11 protein-coding genes and 1 pseudogene are annotated in these 16,099 nt (G+C 72.6%); 3 read left to right on the top strand and 9 right to left on the bottom strand.

Going from position 1 to position 16,099, the window contains the following annotated elements:
- Window positions 1–239 (bottom strand): annotated as a pseudogene (locus tag AB0C84_RS27925) (NAD-dependent DNA ligase LigA); the annotation flags it as partial.
- Between the two features lie 54 nt (window positions 240–293).
- Window positions 294–1,958, bottom strand: coding sequence for a serine/threonine-protein kinase (locus AB0C84_RS27920; RefSeq protein WP_361072133.1), 1,665 nt, complete (start codon window positions 1,956–1,958; stop codon window positions 294–296).
- Between the two features lie 269 nt (window positions 1,959–2,227).
- Between AB0C84_RS27920 and AB0C84_RS27915 the strand changes: the two genes are divergently transcribed.
- Window positions 2,228–6,841, top strand: a complete 4,614-nt coding sequence (locus tag AB0C84_RS27915; RefSeq protein WP_361072130.1) for a HEAT repeat domain-containing protein — start codon at window positions 2,228–2,230, stop codon at window positions 6,839–6,841.
- A 10-nt stretch (window positions 6,842–6,851) separates the two neighbouring features.
- Here AB0C84_RS27915 and AB0C84_RS27910 read toward each other — a convergent pair whose 3' ends face one another.
- Both AB0C84_RS27910 and AB0C84_RS27905 read right to left on the bottom strand, forming a co-directional pair.
- Window positions 6,852–8,582: a serine/threonine-protein kinase gene (locus AB0C84_RS27910; protein ID WP_361072127.1), complete on the bottom strand. Its 1,731-nt coding sequence runs from the start codon at window positions 8,580–8,582 to the stop codon at window positions 6,852–6,854.
- Window positions 8,583–8,618: 36 nt separating this feature from the next.
- On the bottom strand, window positions 8,619–9,080 hold the full coding sequence (locus AB0C84_RS27905) for a hypothetical protein (RefSeq protein WP_361072125.1): 462 nt from the start codon (window positions 9,078–9,080) through the stop codon (window positions 8,619–8,621).
- Window positions 9,081–9,338: 258 nt separating this feature from the next.
- Between AB0C84_RS27905 and AB0C84_RS27900 the strand changes: the two genes are divergently transcribed.
- Both AB0C84_RS27900 and AB0C84_RS27895 read left to right on the top strand, forming a co-directional pair.
- Window positions 9,339–10,013 carry a phosphotransferase gene (locus AB0C84_RS27900; RefSeq protein WP_361072122.1) on the top strand — a complete coding sequence of 225 codons (675 nt, stop codon included), beginning with the start codon at window positions 9,339–9,341 and terminating at the stop codon, window positions 10,011–10,013.
- 156 nt (window positions 10,014–10,169) lie between these two features.
- Window positions 10,170–11,315, top strand: a complete 1,146-nt coding sequence (locus AB0C84_RS27895; protein WP_361072120.1) for an epoxide hydrolase family protein — start codon at window positions 10,170–10,172, stop codon at window positions 11,313–11,315.
- On the opposite strand, the gene AB0C84_RS27890 is transcribed toward AB0C84_RS27895, so the two are convergent.
- From AB0C84_RS27890 to AB0C84_RS27870, 5 genes are read right to left on the bottom strand one after another with little or no spacing between them, the layout of a single operon-like run.
- On the bottom strand, window positions 11,287–11,631 hold the full coding sequence (locus AB0C84_RS27890) for a ferredoxin family protein (RefSeq protein WP_361072117.1): 345 nt from the start codon (window positions 11,629–11,631) through the stop codon (window positions 11,287–11,289). The genes AB0C84_RS27895 and AB0C84_RS27890 overlap by 29 nt on opposite strands.
- Window positions 11,628–13,178 (bottom strand): FAD-binding protein, encoded by a 1,551-nt coding sequence (locus tag AB0C84_RS27885; protein ID WP_361072114.1) that lies wholly within the window; start codon window positions 13,176–13,178, stop codon window positions 11,628–11,630. Before AB0C84_RS27885 ends, AB0C84_RS27890 begins: the two co-directional genes overlap by 4 nt.
- Window positions 13,175–14,146: an ABC transporter substrate-binding protein gene (locus AB0C84_RS27880; RefSeq protein WP_361072111.1), complete on the bottom strand. Its 972-nt coding sequence runs from the start codon at window positions 14,144–14,146 to the stop codon at window positions 13,175–13,177. Before AB0C84_RS27880 ends, AB0C84_RS27885 begins: the two co-directional genes overlap by 4 nt.
- Window positions 14,147–14,181: 35 nt before the next feature.
- Window positions 14,182–14,523, bottom strand: coding sequence for a ferredoxin family protein (locus AB0C84_RS27875; protein WP_361072108.1), 342 nt, complete (start codon window positions 14,521–14,523; stop codon window positions 14,182–14,184).
- On the bottom strand, window positions 14,520–16,088 hold the full coding sequence (locus AB0C84_RS27870) for an FAD-binding protein (RefSeq protein WP_361072105.1): 1,569 nt from the start codon (window positions 16,086–16,088) through the stop codon (window positions 14,520–14,522). Before AB0C84_RS27870 ends, AB0C84_RS27875 begins: the two co-directional genes overlap by 4 nt.
- Window positions 16,089–16,099 lie beyond the last annotated feature (11 nt).

The raw sequence follows: 16,099 nt of genomic DNA, 5'->3' as shown, positions 1-16,099 counted from the left end.
GACAGCATCGGGCGCGCGTGGCGCACGGTCGGGCCGGTCAGCTCCGCCGGGGCGTTGACCTTGCCGAGCGGGCTGTCGGCCGGCTCCAGTTCCGGATGCTCGGCGACCAGTGCCGCCAGCTCGTCCTTCAACGCGTCGTAGTCGGCGTCCGGCAGCGGGCTGTCACCGGCGCCGTAGTACAGATCGTTCAGTCGCTTGACCTGGGCGGTCAGCTCGGCGATGCGCTCTCCAACGTCCACCCCTCGATTAAACGCGACGCCACCGACATCCCGGCCCCGAGCCGCGCTTCGCGTCTAGACGATCCTGGCGCAGAGGACTCCTCGGCGAAAATCCCAGGTCAGGGAGCCCTTGGGGCATCTGCTCCTGTAGTAGCCGGTGAACTGGAGGACGTGTGCGTACTCCTTCGGGAGGTCGCCCTTCCCGCATCTCCAGGCGGTCATCAGGCCGTACCCGCTGATGGCCGCCAAGCCCGGCCTGCTGCCCTGCTTGCCCAGGAAGCACTCGCCTTTTCTGAACTGCCGTTCCACGCAGAGATAGGTTCTTTCGCCCCCGTGAGCGGGGGACTCCCAATACGATTCTCCGTCGAGCGGCTTGGAGCCGCACGCGCTGCTGGTCTTCCCCACCCTGGTGACCCTCAGGTAGGCGTCGCTCTCCCCGCAGGGAACCGCGCGGGGGGCGTCTCCGAGCCAGCCGCCGGGGTTCCAGGGGTTCCCGGACGCGCCCAAGCAGTCGTTCACCGAGATCTCGTTGAACGCCTTCCAGGTGTGGTCAGGAGTCGGACTCGGCCGGGTACTGCCTCCTTCGCTGGCGAGACCGGTCGAGCGGCTCGTTTTGGAGGTCGACGCCGCGGCATCGTTGTCCGATCCTTTGGAGTCCCCGTTGCCCACGACGGCCATGAGCAGGGCGACGAGCGCGACACCCGCGACCCCGGCCACGACCGCGACCCCTGCTTTGGCAGGTGAACGCTCCCCCGGAACCGGCTTCGGTGGCGACTGGCCCGGGTCCGCAGGCGGCCGTTTCCCATCGCGGGACGGAGGAGGCGCCCGGTGTTCGCCTGTGCCCGCCTTCCGCGTGAAGACCTCGGTCTCGGCCACCCGCGACGCGATCATGGTGGTGAACGGCTTCGGCAGTGACATGCCCTCGTCCGCGACCAGTGCGGAACAGCGGTCCAGGAAGTCCCCGGTCGCCGGGCGGTCGTCCGGGTCCTTCTCCAGACCCGCCGCGATCAGGGGCAGCAGCGACGCAGGGACGCCCGTCAGGTCCGGGTCCTCGTACCGGACCCGGTAGCCGAGGGCCTCGGACGGTCCCTCCCCGAAGGGATGGCGGCCGGTCGCGGCGTAGGCCAGCACCGCGGCCAGGCAGAACACGTCGCTGGACGGTTCGAGGTCGCCGCCCAGGAACTGCTCGGGCGACATGTACCCGGGCGTGCCCATCAACGTCAGGCTCTGGGTGGGCGCGTCCATCGCGCGCGCGATGCCGAAGTCGATGATCCGCGGCCCGTCCCGGGCCAGCAGCACGTTCCCCGGCTTGAGGTCCCGGTGGATCACGTTCTGCTCGTGGACCGCCCGCAGTCCCTCGGCGAGCCCCGCGCCGAGGGCCGCCAGCGAGACCTCGGGCAGCGCGCCGTTCTCCTCGACGGCGTCCTGCAACGATGGTCCGGCGATGTACTCCGTGGCGAGCCACGGCGGCTCGGCCTCGGCGTCGGCGTCTATCACCTGCGCCGTGTAGAAGCCCATGATGCGGCGCGCCGCCGCGATCTCCTTCGTGAACCGGCGCCGGAACAGCGCGTTGTCGGCGAAGTGCGGGTGGACGACCTTGACGGCGACCAGCCGCCGGCCCTGGGACCGGCCCAGGTAGACCTGCCCCATGCCGCCCGCTCCCAGCCGTGCCAGCAGCCGGTACGGCCCGACCCGTTCCGGATCGGCGGCCCTGAGCGCCCTGAGTCCCGTGCCGGCCATCTCACCTGCTCCAGGTTGGGAGAACAACGTCGGTCGAGGACGAGCCTGGTGATCGTCCGGTTGGCGCGTCCGCCGCGCGATGCATCCGGTCACGCGCCCGAGCCGGGGCCAGTCTGCGCGGCCGTATCCGGTGATCGCGCCGATATGGCGAGGACTTTGCCGGACCCAGGGCGGGCCGATGAGTTCGCTCGAGTTCCGCACGCGCCGGGCCACGGCGGAGGGGTCGCTACGCTTGGCGGCGTTCCAAGATCTGGTGGAGTTGAGAGCGCATGACGTCGGTCGACGATACGGTCCTCGCCGCCCTACGTTGCGCTGCCCCGGACCGGCTTTCGGCCGCCCTCGATCCGTTGCGGTGTCCGCCGGGCGTCCTGCGGCTTCTCGTCGCGCACGAGGATCCGCGCCTGCGGGAGCTGGGCCTCGTCTGCCTCACCGAACGCCTGGAGGCCGGGCGGGATGAGGACCGCTCCGAGCTCGCCGAGTTCGCGGCGTCGTTGCCGGGCTCACTCGATGGGTCGCCGGAGGCGGCGCTGGCCTTGGCGCGCCTGCATCTCTTCTTGCGCTCCCACGTTCGGTCCCGGCCCTGGCCGCGGTGGCGTGAGGCGGATCTGCCGGCCCGGGTCCGGGTCGCCTGGCTGAGCGCCGAGATCGCTGAGCGGCCCGAGACCCTGCGGGACGAGCGCCCGGGCGAACTGCTCTACCAGGCCGTCCGCGAAATCAGTGTGGCCGATGTGGACGAACCCGAGAGGTTCGCACGCGAGCTGATGGGCCGGCCCGATCCCGTGTTGCGGAAGGAGGCACTGCGGGTCACCCGCGAGGCGTTGCACGCCGGCCTGCTGGCACCGGAGCGAGCCCGGACGCTCGTCGTGAGCCTCGCCCGATCCATCGCCGGGGAACCCGAGCCGAGCGCTGCCGCGGCGGACGTCGCCACGGCGGCGCTGCGTGAGCTGTCCGAGCCCTGGGCCGCGTTGGATCCGCTGCCCCAAGAGCGTCTGTTCCGGTTCCTCGAAGCCGGGCCTGACAGTGCCGCCGCGGCGATCGAAGCCGCGGCCCGCCATCGGCACCAGAACCTGCTGCGCGATGTCGCCGCCGACCGAAACCGGCCTCCGGTGCTCCGGCGGCAGGCGCTGGAGCTGCTCGGAGACCTCGCGAGCCGCGACGATATCGGCGGCCTCGTGAACATCGCCGCTACCGACCCGCTCCTGCTCGCCGGGCCGGCCATCCGGTGCCTGCGCGGGTTGCACCGGCGCGGGCACTTCCCGGCGGGCGACGCCGTTCCAGCGGTCGTGCGTCTGGCCCTCGCCGACCACTCGGTGCCCGCGAACGACGTCGCCACCATCCTGTTCACGTGCCGGCACGAGACGCTCCAGGAACTGGTGACGGCGGACGCGGACGATCCACACTGGCCGCGGCGGCTGGATCTCCTGGTCGCTCTGGCCGCCCAGGGCACCGGGGACCTGCCGGTGGGTGAGCAGGTCACCGGCCTGCTGGGCACCGCGCCGGATCCCCGGCCGTTCCTGCGGGCGATCCGCGCGCTGCGCCACTCAACCGCCGAAGAGGCCGTCATCGCCGCGCTGCCACGGTCACCGGAGGCGGCGGTGGAGGCCCTCGAAGCCGTGGGCGGAGCCCGGACGGTCGCGGCGCTGCGAGACGGTCTGGGCTTGGACGGACCGGACGGCAAGAGCGCTGTGGCGTCCTACCTGCGGCCCGCACGCCACCGGGCCCTGGAAGTGCTGTGGCACCTCACCGAGGACCCCGACCAGCGAAGGTCGATCCTGGTCCGGCTCGACCCGGGTGATCTGCCCCGCCGCATCGCCGCCGATCTCGGCGGGCCGGACGAGCGGGAACTGGCGTTGCTCCGCGCGGGCCTGAACCCGGGCAGGCCCGTGGCCGCCCTGTGCAGGCTGGCGCGCAACGCCGGCTCCGGCACCGTCCCGGCCATCGCCGACCTTCTGCTGCGGGTCGTGTCCGATCTCGCGGCGTCGTGGGCGCCGGGTGCGTCCGGAGACGCCGGCGAACCGGCGGTGCCGCAGGAAGTCGTCACGGCCCTTCGCAATCTCGGCGGCCGTCTCCACGCACGAGGGAAGATCAGGCCGCGTCTGCTGCTGGACGCCAAGAACGAGCGGGAGGCGGGCGAGGCGCTCGTCGCCGGCCTCACGCTCGATCTGCTGGACCGCCCTGAGCTCACGGCGGCCGAGCAAATGATCCTGCTCAGCCTGCTCCTGCAGATTTCCCATCACGGAATACGGTCACGAGTGCATCCGCTCCTGCGCCACCGTGACCGCCACGTCCGCAAGCATGTGATCGCCCTGCTCGCCCGCGACGCCGGTGGCGAGGACGCACAGGCCCTGTCGGCGAGCCTGGTCCCGCTCACCACCGCCTCCGACGTGCAGACCGCGCGCCAGGCGCTGCTCGCACTCGGACACGCGGGCGCGCGCTGGGCCGCGGAACCGATCGCCGCCTGCCTCGACCACCCGAACATGAACGTCAAGAAGACCGCCGCGAACGCGCTGATCCGCGCGGGAGCCCCACCGGCTGTGCCGAAGCTGCTGTTCTGGCTCGGACGGCACGACAATCCGGGCCTGCGCGACGCGCTCGTCGAGGCCTTGCGGACGATCCTCGGCGACGCCTACGCCGCCACCGTCGTCGCCGCGGCCGACCGCGCCGACGATGACCGCACCCGTTCCCTGCTGCTGACCGGCCTAGGCGGCGCACTGTCCGCCCGTGCCGTCGGTGCCCTGGCCGACCAGGGATCACCGGCCGGGGCCGCGCTGCTCTCGCTCGTCGCCGCGGGGCGGCTCACCCTTGGTTCGGGTACGGCCGCGGAGCTGACGGACCGGATGGCGGCCCGCGGCATCACGCCGCCGGTCACGCGAGTGCCGCCGGCCGCTCGGCCGGACGCCGAACTCGACGCTCTGGCGAACCGCGGCTGGGACGCCGAGACCGCGCGGCGCCTCGTGGAGAGGTTCGAACGGGATCTCGGCGAGCTGACCGCCGAGCGGTTGAGCCGGCTCCGGCCGCTGCTGGAGCGTTGGCTGGAACTGGCCGCCGAAGGGCCGGAACAGCGCGGACGGGTCCTGCGGCTCACGTTGCGGCTCTGCCCGCCGCCGTGGACGGACGGTGAGACGGCGGTCTTCGCCCGGTCGGCGCGGACCCTGGTCGCGGGGCTGGCAGACGTCGGTGACGCTGATCGCGACCGTCTTCTCGCGCTGCTTGAGGACACGGTGGTGCGACTGCCGTCCACCGGCAGGTTCGACATCGCCGCGCGGATTCGCGCGCTGCCGCCGGAGGCCATGGGAGGCCGGTCCTTCCTGATACTGCTGCGCCGATGCGGTGCTGTGCTGACCCGGTCCGATCTCGTGCGCGCGCTGGACGCCGCCCGCGCGGGCGCGAACCCGTGGCTGGCGGAAGAGGGGGCGCTTCGGGAGGCGTTCGGGCTGACGGAACCGATCAGCACCGAGGCGTCCGAGCGTCCCGCCGTCCGCCCCTGGCGGGAGGCTCTCGACGCGGCCGTCCGCACTCCTGACACCCTCCGGCGGTTCCGTGGAGACTCGTCCGTCGATCTCGACGGACGCCCGATCGGTTCGCGAGACCAGCTCGACGCGCTGATCGGCGTCTTCGTCAACGCCGGCCCCCAGACGCGTGACGCTCTCCTGGACTGGATGATCGAGCTACAGCCGCCCGGCGCACCGTCATGGACCATCGCGGAGGACGCCCGCCACCCCACACCGAGCCACCCCGCCGACCGGGACCGGCCCCGGTCCGCGGACAGGCATGAGCGCCTTCTGGAACTGCTGGACGATCCCGCGCGGGATCAACGCGAAGCCGCGGCCCGCGTCATGCTGGGCTGGCCCGAACCCCAGTTCCGGCTCACGGTGCTGCGTGCCTTCCTCGACGGCCGGATCGATCTCCCCGTCTCCTCGGCTCTCACGCAGGCCCTGACCCTGATGAGCGACACCGAACTGCGCCAGGCCGGTGACCGCGACTCCGGCGGCGACACGGTTCGCGAACGCATCGCCCTCGTCGCCGCCGGTCTGGACCCGCCGGACGTGGAACGGCTCATCCCCCTGTTGCTGGCGTGGTGGGAGCACGGCGGCGCGTCTCTTCACACCTCGGCCGAGCGAGCACTGCGCAAGGCGAACCCCGACGTCCTGGCGGGAGCCCTGGCCGCCCGCATCGACAACGGAGACTGGGGCCTGCTCCATCTCGTGTCCAGAGTCGCGTTGCTGCGCACCCCCGCGCTGGTGCGAGCGCGCCGGCGGCTCCGCGAAGAGGGACGTCACGACCTCGCGGACAAGATCGTGCTGGTGGGCGGGCCGCTGCGCCGTCCCGGCGCGGCCCAGCAGGACGCCGCCGCTCTCTCGGCGCTTCGCGTCCGATCCCCCGTCCCGGAGGCGGAGCAGCGGCCGGGGCGAGCGGAACTGTTCCACCTGGCCCGGACCGGTGCCCCCGAGCAGATCCGGCGGGCGCTGACCCTGCTCGCCGAGTCCCACGCCGACGATCCCGAACTCGACGAGCTGCTCGGCGAGTCGCTTGGCCATCCCGAGGCCAGGGTCCGGCTGCACGCGCACCGGATCTCCCGCAAGGTGATGGGCCGTGGGGACTACCTGGAGCAGACGGTGCTGCTGCTCGACGACCGGCAACCCGGCATCGTGCGCTCGGCGGTCAAGACGCTGTCGCACGCGGCGTGGAAACCGGCCGTCCCGGCGATGGTCGGTCTGCTCACGCACTCCCACCCCGCCGTCCGCAGGGCCGCGTCCGACGGGCTCGTCCTCTTCGGTGCGCAGGCGATCCCCGCCCTCAAGCACGCCGCAGGCCGGGCGCGCCCGGACAAGCGTGCCCTCTACACCACCGTGCTCGAAAGGATCGCGGCCACGGTGAGCTGACGGCGCGTCGTCAGTCGGCGGGCCCCTGCCAGACGCTCAGGTCGAAGTTCATGAAGTCGTAGTCCTTGGTCCTGATGTGGACGATGCCGAGAAGGCCGGACTCGGTGTAGACGCACCAGGTCGTCCCCGGGTCGGGCTGGAAGATCCTGTTCTCGATGTACTTGGTGTTGTCGTGGCAGGTCTTGTAGGTCGCCGGCCGGCCACGCGCGATCGGACCGAACTTGCCGTCGCCGCGGATGTTCCCGGCGAGAAACTCCAGATCGCCGCCCTCGCCCTTCTTGGGGCGCTTCGGGTTGTCGGCGAAGCCGATGGTGTAGCCGGTCGAGATGTCGATCTTGCTGTAACGGGCCAGGAGCGTGCCGGGCTTCTTCCCCTTCCCGCCCTTGCCGCCGCCGGACCGCGGCGACGCGTTCGTCTTCCCGGAGCCGTCCGTGCCCGTCTGGCTCCCGCTGCCCGACTGGCCGGACCTGACGACGAACCCGAGGACGATGAGCAGCGCGACGACGCCACCGCTGACCAGCAGGAAGGTCTTGCCGCAGCCCGAGCCCCTCTGGCGCGCCGGCGGGTACGGCGGGTACGGGGTGTGCGCGCCAGGCGGGGGCGGAGCGGGCACACCGCGCGCAGGTGGAGGGGGTGTGCCCTGGTAGGGCGGTGCGGGCGCGCCGTGCGGGGGCGGTGTGGGCGCGCCGTGCGGCGGAAGCGTGGGCGCGCCGTACGAGACGCTGGAGGGCGCGCCGTACCGGGGCTGTTCAGGCGCACCGTAGCGGGGTTGCTCAGGCGCGCCGTAGCGGGGCTGCTCGTGCGCGCCCGCCGGGAGCGTGCGGGTGCGCGGCTCGTCCAGGACCCGGGTCGGAGACGGCACCTCCTTGTACGCCCGGAGCTGTTCGGTGACCGGCTCGGGCGGCCAGACGGCGGCCCGCGACGACTGCATGCGGCTGAGCTCGCCGAGCAGTTCGGCGTCGGACGGACGGTTCGCGGGGTCCTTGTCCAGGCACCGCTCGATGATCGGCCGCAGCGCCTCGGGGCACCGGTCGAGCCGGGGCGCCTCCTGGACGATGCGGAACATGACCGCCTGCGGGTCGCCCTCCCCGAAGGGGCTGAGGCCCGTCGCCGCGAAGTGGAGCAGGGTGCCGAACGCGAAGATGTCGACCGCGGCGGTGGACGCGTCGCCGCGCACCTGCTCCGGCGCCATGAACTGCGGCGATCCGATGACGCCGCCCGTCCGGGTGAGCGGTGTCGCGTCGGCGGCGCGGGCGATCCCGAAGTCGATGACCCGCGGGCCGTCGTCGGCCAGCAGCACGTTGGACGGCTTGAGGTCCCGGTGCACGATCCCGGTCCGGTGGATGCTCTGCAGCGCCTCGGCGACGCCCGCCCCCAGCGTGGGCAGCGCCGACGGCGGCAGCGGCCCCGACTCGGCTACCGCCTCCGCGAGGGAGGGGCCGGGGACGTGCACGGTGGCCAGCCACGGCATCGGGCCGCTCGGATCGGCGTCGACGACCGCGGCCGTGTAGAGGTTCTGCACGCGTTGCGCGGCGGTGACCTCCTGGGCGAACCGGCGGCGGAACTCCCGGTCGTCGGCGAACTCGGGGCGCACCACCTTGATCGCGAGCTTCCGCCCGCTCTGCGTGGCGGCGAGGTAGACCCGTCCCATCCCGCCGGCGCCCAGCCGGGCGAGGAGGCGGTATCCGCCGATCTCGGCGGGGTCATCCTGGGCCAGGGGCTCGTACACCTGGTGACGCACGTTTCCTCCGTCAGTTCCGCTGCGTCTCGAACGGTCCTACTGCTGCCGCATCCAGCGTTCGGTCTTGAGCCATCCCTCGCGGCAGGCGGCCAGGAAGGCGTCGCGTCCCGCCGGGAACGACCCGCCTCCCTCCACGCCCTTCCGGTAGGACTTCTCGCAGAAGCCCGACGGGGCGTTCTCCCCCATGGTGACCCGCATGCCCGCGGCCATCTGCGCCATCGTCGTGAACGTGTAGCGCTTGCCCTCGGGATCGATCATCACGATCTGCCTGCTGTTGGTGACCTTGGGGTCGGCGGGCGTGGCCCGCGATGTCGGCGAGGCGCTCGCGGTCGGCGCCGCGGAGGGCGGCGCCGGCTCGGTGGTCGCCGCGGAGGGGGTGCCGGCGGCGGACGGCGCGGACGATGAGCCCGCCGCGTTCTCACCGTCGCCGTCGCACGCGGCGGCGCCGATGAGCAGCAGGCCGCTGACGGCCAGGCGGATCGCGATCGTCTTGGTCACGGGGAGCTCCGGGGGGCGGTGATAAACGGACGGACACCGAAGAGACATGCGTCTGTGTGACGGCCGCCCGGCGGGGAAAGGTTCGCACCATTATCGGGATTCGGAGAGTACTACCCTCGGGAAAAACCAGATGCGCGGGCTCGCGCCTCGGGTTAGAAAGCACGCATGGAAGAGCAGCCGCTACCGGGTGGCAGGCACGTGGGCGGAGTCCGTGTCGGAGACACCGTGCACCGTCCGGCGAATCCTTGGACACCCACCGTGCACGCGGTGCTGCGGCATCTGGAGGCGGCCGGGTTCGAAGGCGCGCCGCGGGTGCTGGGGTATGACGAGCGGGGGCGCGAGGTCCTGACATTCCTGCACGGCGACACCATCGGTGAACGCCACCCGTGGCCGGCATGGCCTCATTCGGACGGAGCGCTGCGGCAGGCGGGCGCGTGGATGCGGCGGCTGCACGACACGACGGCCGCCTTCGTCCCGCCCGAGGACGCGACCTGGTTCGCCGGGCAGAGCTGCCACCCCGGTTCGGTCATCGGCCATCACGACGCCTCACCGTACAACGCGGTGTGGACCGAGGCCGGCGGTCTGGTCGGGTTCGTCGACTGGGACACCGCCGGGCCCTCCTCCCGCGAGTTCGACCTGGCCCACCTCGCACTGACCTGGGTTCCGCTCCAGGCACGGCACGTCGCCGAGTTCCAGGGGTTCACGGCGTTCGAGGACAGGTCCCGCCGCCTGCATCTCCTGCTGGACTCCTACGGCTACGACGGCGATCGCGAGGCCTTCGCCGCCGTCGTCGTCGGCCGGGCCCGCCGTCAGGCCGCCATCATCCGCCGCCTGGTCGACGCCGGGCAGACCGCGCTGCGACCGTTCGGCGAGCAACTGGAGCAGGCCGCGACCGAGATCGAGGGGCTGCCCCCCTCGTTCTGGCGCGCCTAGGAGCCCGTCCCGTCCTCGCCGCGGGTCCGCATTCGATCACGCACCGGCTCGGCCACGGGGCCGCCGAACATTGTTGGCACGACCAACAATGCCGTGTATGGTTGGCATCACCAACGTTGGCCATGCCAACCAAGTGGCGATCCCTGGAGTCAGAGCATGATCAAGCCGTTCCGCATCGAGATCCCCCAGGCCGACCTCGACGACCTGACCGACCGGCTCTCCCGCACCCGCTGGCCCAACGAGGTCGCCGGCGCCGGGTGGGACTACGGCTTCCCGCTGGCACGGCTCAGGGAACTGGCCGAGTACTGGCGCACCGGCTACGACTGGCGCGGGCACGAGGCCGAGCTCAACGAGCTTCCGCACTTCACCACCGAGATCGAGGGCCAGAACATCCATTTCGTCCACGTCCGGTCGCCGAGACCGGACGCGCTCGCGCTCGTCCTCACCCACGGCTGGCCCGGCTCGTTCCTGGAGTTCCTCGACGTGATCGAGCCGCTGTCCCGCGACTTCCACCTGGTGATCCCGTCCCTCCCGGGCTACGGCTTCTCCGGGCCGACCCACGAGCGCGGCTGGGACATCACCAGGATCGCGCGTGCCTGGGCCGAACTGATGCGCCGTCTCGGTTACGAGCGCTACGGCGCGCAGGGCGGCGACTTCGGATCGGGCATCTCGCTGGCGCTCGGCGCCGTGGCTCCCGAGCAGGTCGTCGGGGTCCACGTCAACTACCTGCCGACCCGACCGGACCTGGAGGCGGGCATCGACCTGTCCGAGACGGACGAGGCCAGGCTCGACAAGGTCAGGCGGCTGATGGCGAACCGTCCCCCCTTCCAGGCTCTGCAGGCCCTCACCCCGCAGACCATCGGCTACGCGCTGACCGACTCCCCGGTCGGCCAGCTCGCCTGGATCGCCGAGCGCTTCGCGGAGTGGACGGATCCTCGCTCGCAGATCAGCGACGACCGGATGCTCACCGACATCTCCCTGTACTGGCTGACCGCCACCGCGGCCTCCTCCGCGCGGCTGCACCACGACGCCCCGCGAAAGACCGAGCCGTGCCCGGTGCCGGTCGGGGTGGCGGTCCTCCCGCACGACATCACGCAGTCGGTGCGGCCGCTGGCCGAGCGGCTCTTCGACATCAGGCACTGGTCGGAGTTCGAGCGCGGCGGCCACTTCGCCGCGATGGAGGTGCCGGATCTGTTCGCCGAGGACGTCCGGGACTTCTTCCTCACCCTCGCCAAGGAGGACGAGAATCCGGTCACCTCCCGCCAGAAGACGGTCAGGGCGAGGAGCGGAGGCGTTCGGTGAAGATGTGGTTGCGGTCCGCGCGGCTGCCCGGGGTGCGGCCGCGGCCCCAGCCGACGATGCGGCGGTACTCGCCGAACGCATCGCCCAACACGTCCTCGTCGGTGTGGGGGGAGCCCGCCGGGGCCGGGCCGGTGAACGGCGCGACGTAGAGCGCGTCCGCCGGGCAGTGGGCCTCGCACATGAAGCAGGTCTGGCAGTCGCTCTGCCGGGCGATGACCGGGACACCGCCCGGGCCGCGGTCGAACACGTCCGTCGGGCAGACCTTGACGCAGACGTCGCAGCGTACGCAACGGTCCGCGCTCACCACCTCGATCATGTCAGAGCCTCCTCGGGTTCGGCGGCCGTCCAAAGCCGGTCCAGACCCCCGACAAGGTGCCGGTGCTCGAACCGCGGCAGTTGCGGAAGGCCGTCCAGCCGGTGCATGCCCCGGGACTCGGGACGGGCCAGAGCGGCGCGGTAACTCCACCGGGCGTGCGCCGTCATCGCCGCGGCCGATCTCGCCCGGAGACGTTCGCGGCCGGTTCCGGCGATGCCCTGGGAGATGATCTGGTCCCACAGGGCGTCGAGCGAGGCGAGAGAGTCGCGAAGCCCGTCACGTGTCCGGAAGAGGTTGCGGTCGAGCGGCAGCATCTCGTCCTGCACGGCACGGACGACCGCCGCCGCGTCGAGCCGTCCGGGACGCAGGCCGGCGCGTCCGGCCGGGACGGCGTGCGGACGCCCTCGTCCCACGGCGAACCCGGCGGCGCCCCGGCCGGCCCAGGTGCCCGAGGAGATCGCCCATGCCCCGTTGTAGGCACCGCCGCCGCTGACGGCGCCGGACACCAGCTCCCGCGTCGCGACGTCACCGGCGGCGTAGAGTCCGGGGACGGTCGTCGCGCAGTCGTCGCCGACGATCCGCAGTCCGCCCGTCCCTCGGACCGTGCCCTCCAGCACCATGCGCAGCTCGTACCGGTCGCGGAAAGGGTCGATCCCCGCCTTGTCCAATGGGAGGAAGTAGTTCGGCTGGGCGTCCCGCATCGCCTCGTGCAGGTGCGGAGGCGCCTTGTCCAGACGCGCGAACACCTTCTCCCCCGCCGCGAGCCGCTCCGCGACGCGGATCCTGGCGCCGAGCGGGTCCGGCACGTCGATCGGGGCGCCGTCCTCGGCGTAGTACGTCGCGAACTGCATCATCAGGCCCTTGGTGTGCGAACCGTGTGCCGGGGAGGACGCGTAGGCGCTGGAGAACTCCATGCCCGACAGCTCGGCGCCCAGCTCGGCGGCCATCAGGTGACCGTCACCGGTGTCGACGTTGGTGCCGAACGCGCCGGAAAGGAACGCGCAACCGCCGGTGGCCAGGACGACCGCGCCCGCGCGGACGGTCCACGTCTCGCCGCCCTTCTGGCGGGCGATGCCGGACGCGCCGGCCGCGACGCCCCAGTCGTCCACGAGCAGCCGCAGCGCGGGATGGTGGTCGAGGATCGTCACGCCCGATCTGTGCACACGGCGCCGCATCCGCTTCATGTACTCGGGCCCCTGGAGGCTGCCCCGCCGCTCGACGCCGTCCTCGCCGGAGGGGAACGGGTAGCCGAAGGAGGCGAGGTCGTCGACACGGCGGTAGGTCTCGTCCAGGACGCGCGCCATGACACGGCGGTCGGCGAGCCGGCCGCTCTGCTCGAAGCGCTCGTCGACGGCCCGTGCCCGCGCCTCGGTGTCCGGCGGGACGTACCAGAGGTTGTTGCCGCCCGACGCGGTCGGGCCGCTGGTCCCGCAGTAGCCCTTGTCCGCGAGGACGACGGCGGCCCCGGCCCCGGCCGCGGCGAGCGCCGCCCACGCCCCGGCGGGCCCGCCGCCGAGGACGAGGACGTCGGCGTCCAGCCGGGTCACGGCCTGGCCCCGGGCGCCAGCCAGGAGTCGAGCGTGTAGTCCTTCTTGACGAGCGCCTGCTGGACGAGGAACGCCTTGGTCCCGTCGAGCAACTCCAGCCCCTCGGCCGGAAAGGGCTCGTCGGGCAGTTGGTCCTTCAGTGTCGTCTTGACCGAGATGTCGGGGGCGTAGCCGCCGGTCTCGGCCACGTACGCGGTGTAGCCGGGCCAGTCGGCCTTGGCGACCCTCGCGGCCTTGGTCTCGGCCTTCTGCCACACCTGGACGATGTCCCTGTGCCCCGCCAGGTACTTCTCCGTCACCACGGTGACGGACGTGCCGAGCAGGTCGGGATGGTCCCGCGACGCGATGTCGATCGACCGGTAGCCCTTCTTTTCCTGCGCGGCCTGGTCGGCGGAGACCAGGCCGCCGGCGTCGATCGCGTTCTTCTCCAGCGCCGCGATGATCGCCGGCGTGTACATGTGGATGATCTCCTTCGGCCTCACCCCGGCCCGCTCCAGCGCGCCGAGCAGGTAGCGGTGGATGTAGGAGCCGGTCTGGACGCCGATCCGCTTGCCCTCCAGGTCCTTCAGGGACGCGGGCCCGCCGTCCTTCTTCGCGACGATCGCGGCGTCGAGGCGGACGGAGTTGAGCGACAGCAGCCGGGTCGGCAGGCCCTGCCCCCGGCCGATCAGGGCGGGGGTGTCCCCGTACTGGCCGATGTCGAGGGAGCCGCCGGCGAGGGCCTGGTTCAGGTCGGGGCCGTTCGGGAACGTCGCGACCCGGATCCTGGTGATGCCGGCGGCCTTCAGCTCGGGCAGCAGCTCGCCGCGCCGGTCGAGGAACCCGACGGCGCGGGTCAGCTTGTTGCCGGCCCCCGACCCGATCACTCCGATGCGGAGCGTCCCGGAGCCGCTGTCGGCCTCGGAGGAGCCGCACGCCGTCGCGGCGAGGACGAGGAGGCCGGCGGCCAGAACTCGGGGAAATCTCACGTGGTTGCCTTTCGCGGGGTCGATCGAGTGGTGTCTCAGGAGATGAGGGGGGCGCCCGGGTCGAGCGACGGGCCGATCGCGTGCCTGGCGCCGGGGGTGCGGCCCCAGCCCCAGCCGATCTGCGCGCGGTAGGCGCCGAGCGTCCCGTCCGCGGCGAGCGCCGCCTCGTCTGGAGGCTGGGGCAGCGCGTGCGAGCGCGGGTCGACGAACAGGGCGTCGGCCGGGCAGTACGCCTCGCACATGAAGCAGGTCTGGCAGTCGCCCTGCCGGGCGATGACCGGGACGCCGTCCGCTCCGCGGTCGAAGACGTTCGTCGGGCACACGTCCACGCACTTGTCGCAGGCGATGCACCGCTCCCGCGAGACGATCTCGATCACGACGCCACCGCCTCGTCCTCCGGACGCGTCCAGATCTCGTCGAGGCCGCCGGTGAGGAGCCGGCGGTGCTGGGCCGGGTCCTGGTCGGGCAGGTCCTGGCGCTTGTGCATGCCCCGCGTCTCGGTGCGGGTGAGCGCGGCGCGGTACATCCAGCGGGCGTGCGCGGTCATCGCGGCGGCCGACCGCGCCCGGACGACCCCGGCGCCCTCCTCGCGGAGCGTGCCGCGCAGCTGCCGCCACGTCCGGTCCAGGACGTCCAGTGCCGGGGCGAGGCGCCCGCCGTGCCGCAGCAGGTTCTTGTCGTAGGGCAGCACCTCGGCCTGAACGGCGGCGACGTAGTCGGCGTGGCCGCCGGCCGCCGTCCCCTCCGGGCGGACGCCCGCCTCGCCGAGGGCGTGCACGGTCCGCGCTCCGGCGCGCCCGCCCAGTCCGGCGGCGTAGCGGGCGGCGCCCTGCCCGGCCCAGGTGCCCGACGACATCGCCCACGCGGCGTTGTGGCTTCCGCCGCCGGTGAAGCCGCCGCAGATCAGCTCGCGGGTCGCGGCGTCCCCCGCCGCGTACAGGCCGGGCACCGTGGTGGAGCAGTCGGCGCCGGTGATCCGGATGCCGCCGGTGCCGCGGACCGTCCCCTCGGCGAGGAGGGTGACGGGGAACAGGTCCGTGAACGGGTCGATGCCCTGCCGGTCGAACGGGAGGAAGAAGTTCGCCTGCGCGAGCCGCATCGCCCGCCGGTCCTCGGGCGTGGCCCGGTCGATGCGGCACAGGACGGGTTCGCTGAGCAGCGTCCGGGCGATCACCGAACGTCCCCGCCGGCTGCCCGCCCCTTCCAGTACGGTCCCGTCCGCGTGGTAGAAGGTGGCGAACGAGTAGAACGCCGTCTTGGTCACGGACGTGAAGGCCGGGGCGATCGCGTAGGCGTTGGAGAACTCCATGCCGGACAGTTCCGCGCCCGCCTCCGCCGCGAACAGAGCGCCGTCCCCGGTGTTGACATCGCAGCCCAGCGCCTTGCTGAGGAAGGCGCACCCGCCGGTCGCGAGCACGACCGCGCCCGCCCGGACCCGGAACGGCCGGTCGTCCCGCACGCGGTACCCGGCGGCGCCGGCGACGGCCCCGGCGCCGTCCGCGAGCAGTTCGGTGACCGGGCTGTGGTCGAGGACCCGCACCCCCGACCGGCGGACCCGCACGCGCATCCGCCGCATGTACTCGGGCCCCTGCAGGCCCCGCCTGATCTGGCGGCCGTTCCCGTCCTCCGGGAACGGGTACCTGGAGATCTCGGCCAGCTCGTTCATGTTCGCGTACGTCTGGTCGAGGACGCGGGCCATCCACTCGCGGTCGGCGAGGTATCCGCCCAGGGCCTCGCGGTCGGCCATGGCCGCCTCCCGGGCCTCCGGGTCCGGCTCGACGTACCAGACCCCGGTGCCCGCCGACGCCGTCGCGCCGCTCGTCCCGAGGTAGCCCTTGTCGGCGAGGACGACGTCGGCGCCGGCCTCCGCGGCCTTGATCGCGGCCCACGCGCCGGCGGGGCCGCCGCCCGCGACGAGCACGTCGGCGGTCAGGTCGGTCATGATGCCTCCTT

It is taken from the genome of Actinomadura sp. NPDC048955, assembly GCF_040649435.1.
Classification (GTDB): Bacteria; Actinomycetota; Actinomycetes; order Streptosporangiales; family Streptosporangiaceae; genus Spirillospora; species Spirillospora luteofluorescens.
The sequence above is the reverse complement of the archived record's forward strand: the minus strand, read 5'-3'. Positions and strand labels throughout refer to the sequence as shown.

Excerpts from the sequence above, each read along its gene's own strand:
- AB0C84_RS27920 (WP_361072133.1), bottom strand. The coding sequence starts at position 1,958 with ATGGCCGGCACGGGACTCAGGGCGCTCAGGGCCGCCGATCCGGAACGG.
- AB0C84_RS27915 (WP_361072130.1), top strand. The coding sequence starts at position 2,228 with ATGACGTCGGTCGACGATACGGTCCTCGCCGCCCTACGTTGCGCTGCC.
- AB0C84_RS27895 (WP_361072120.1), top strand. The coding sequence starts at position 10,170 with ATGATCAAGCCGTTCCGCATCGAGATCCCCCAGGCCGACCTCGACGAC.
- AB0C84_RS27890 (WP_361072117.1), bottom strand. The coding sequence starts at position 11,631 with ATGATCGAGGTGGTGAGCGCGGACCGTTGCGTACGCTGCGACGTCTGC.
- AB0C84_RS27870 (WP_361072105.1), bottom strand. The coding sequence starts at position 16,088 with ATGACCGACCTGACCGCCGACGTGCTCGTCGCGGGCGGCGGCCCCGCC.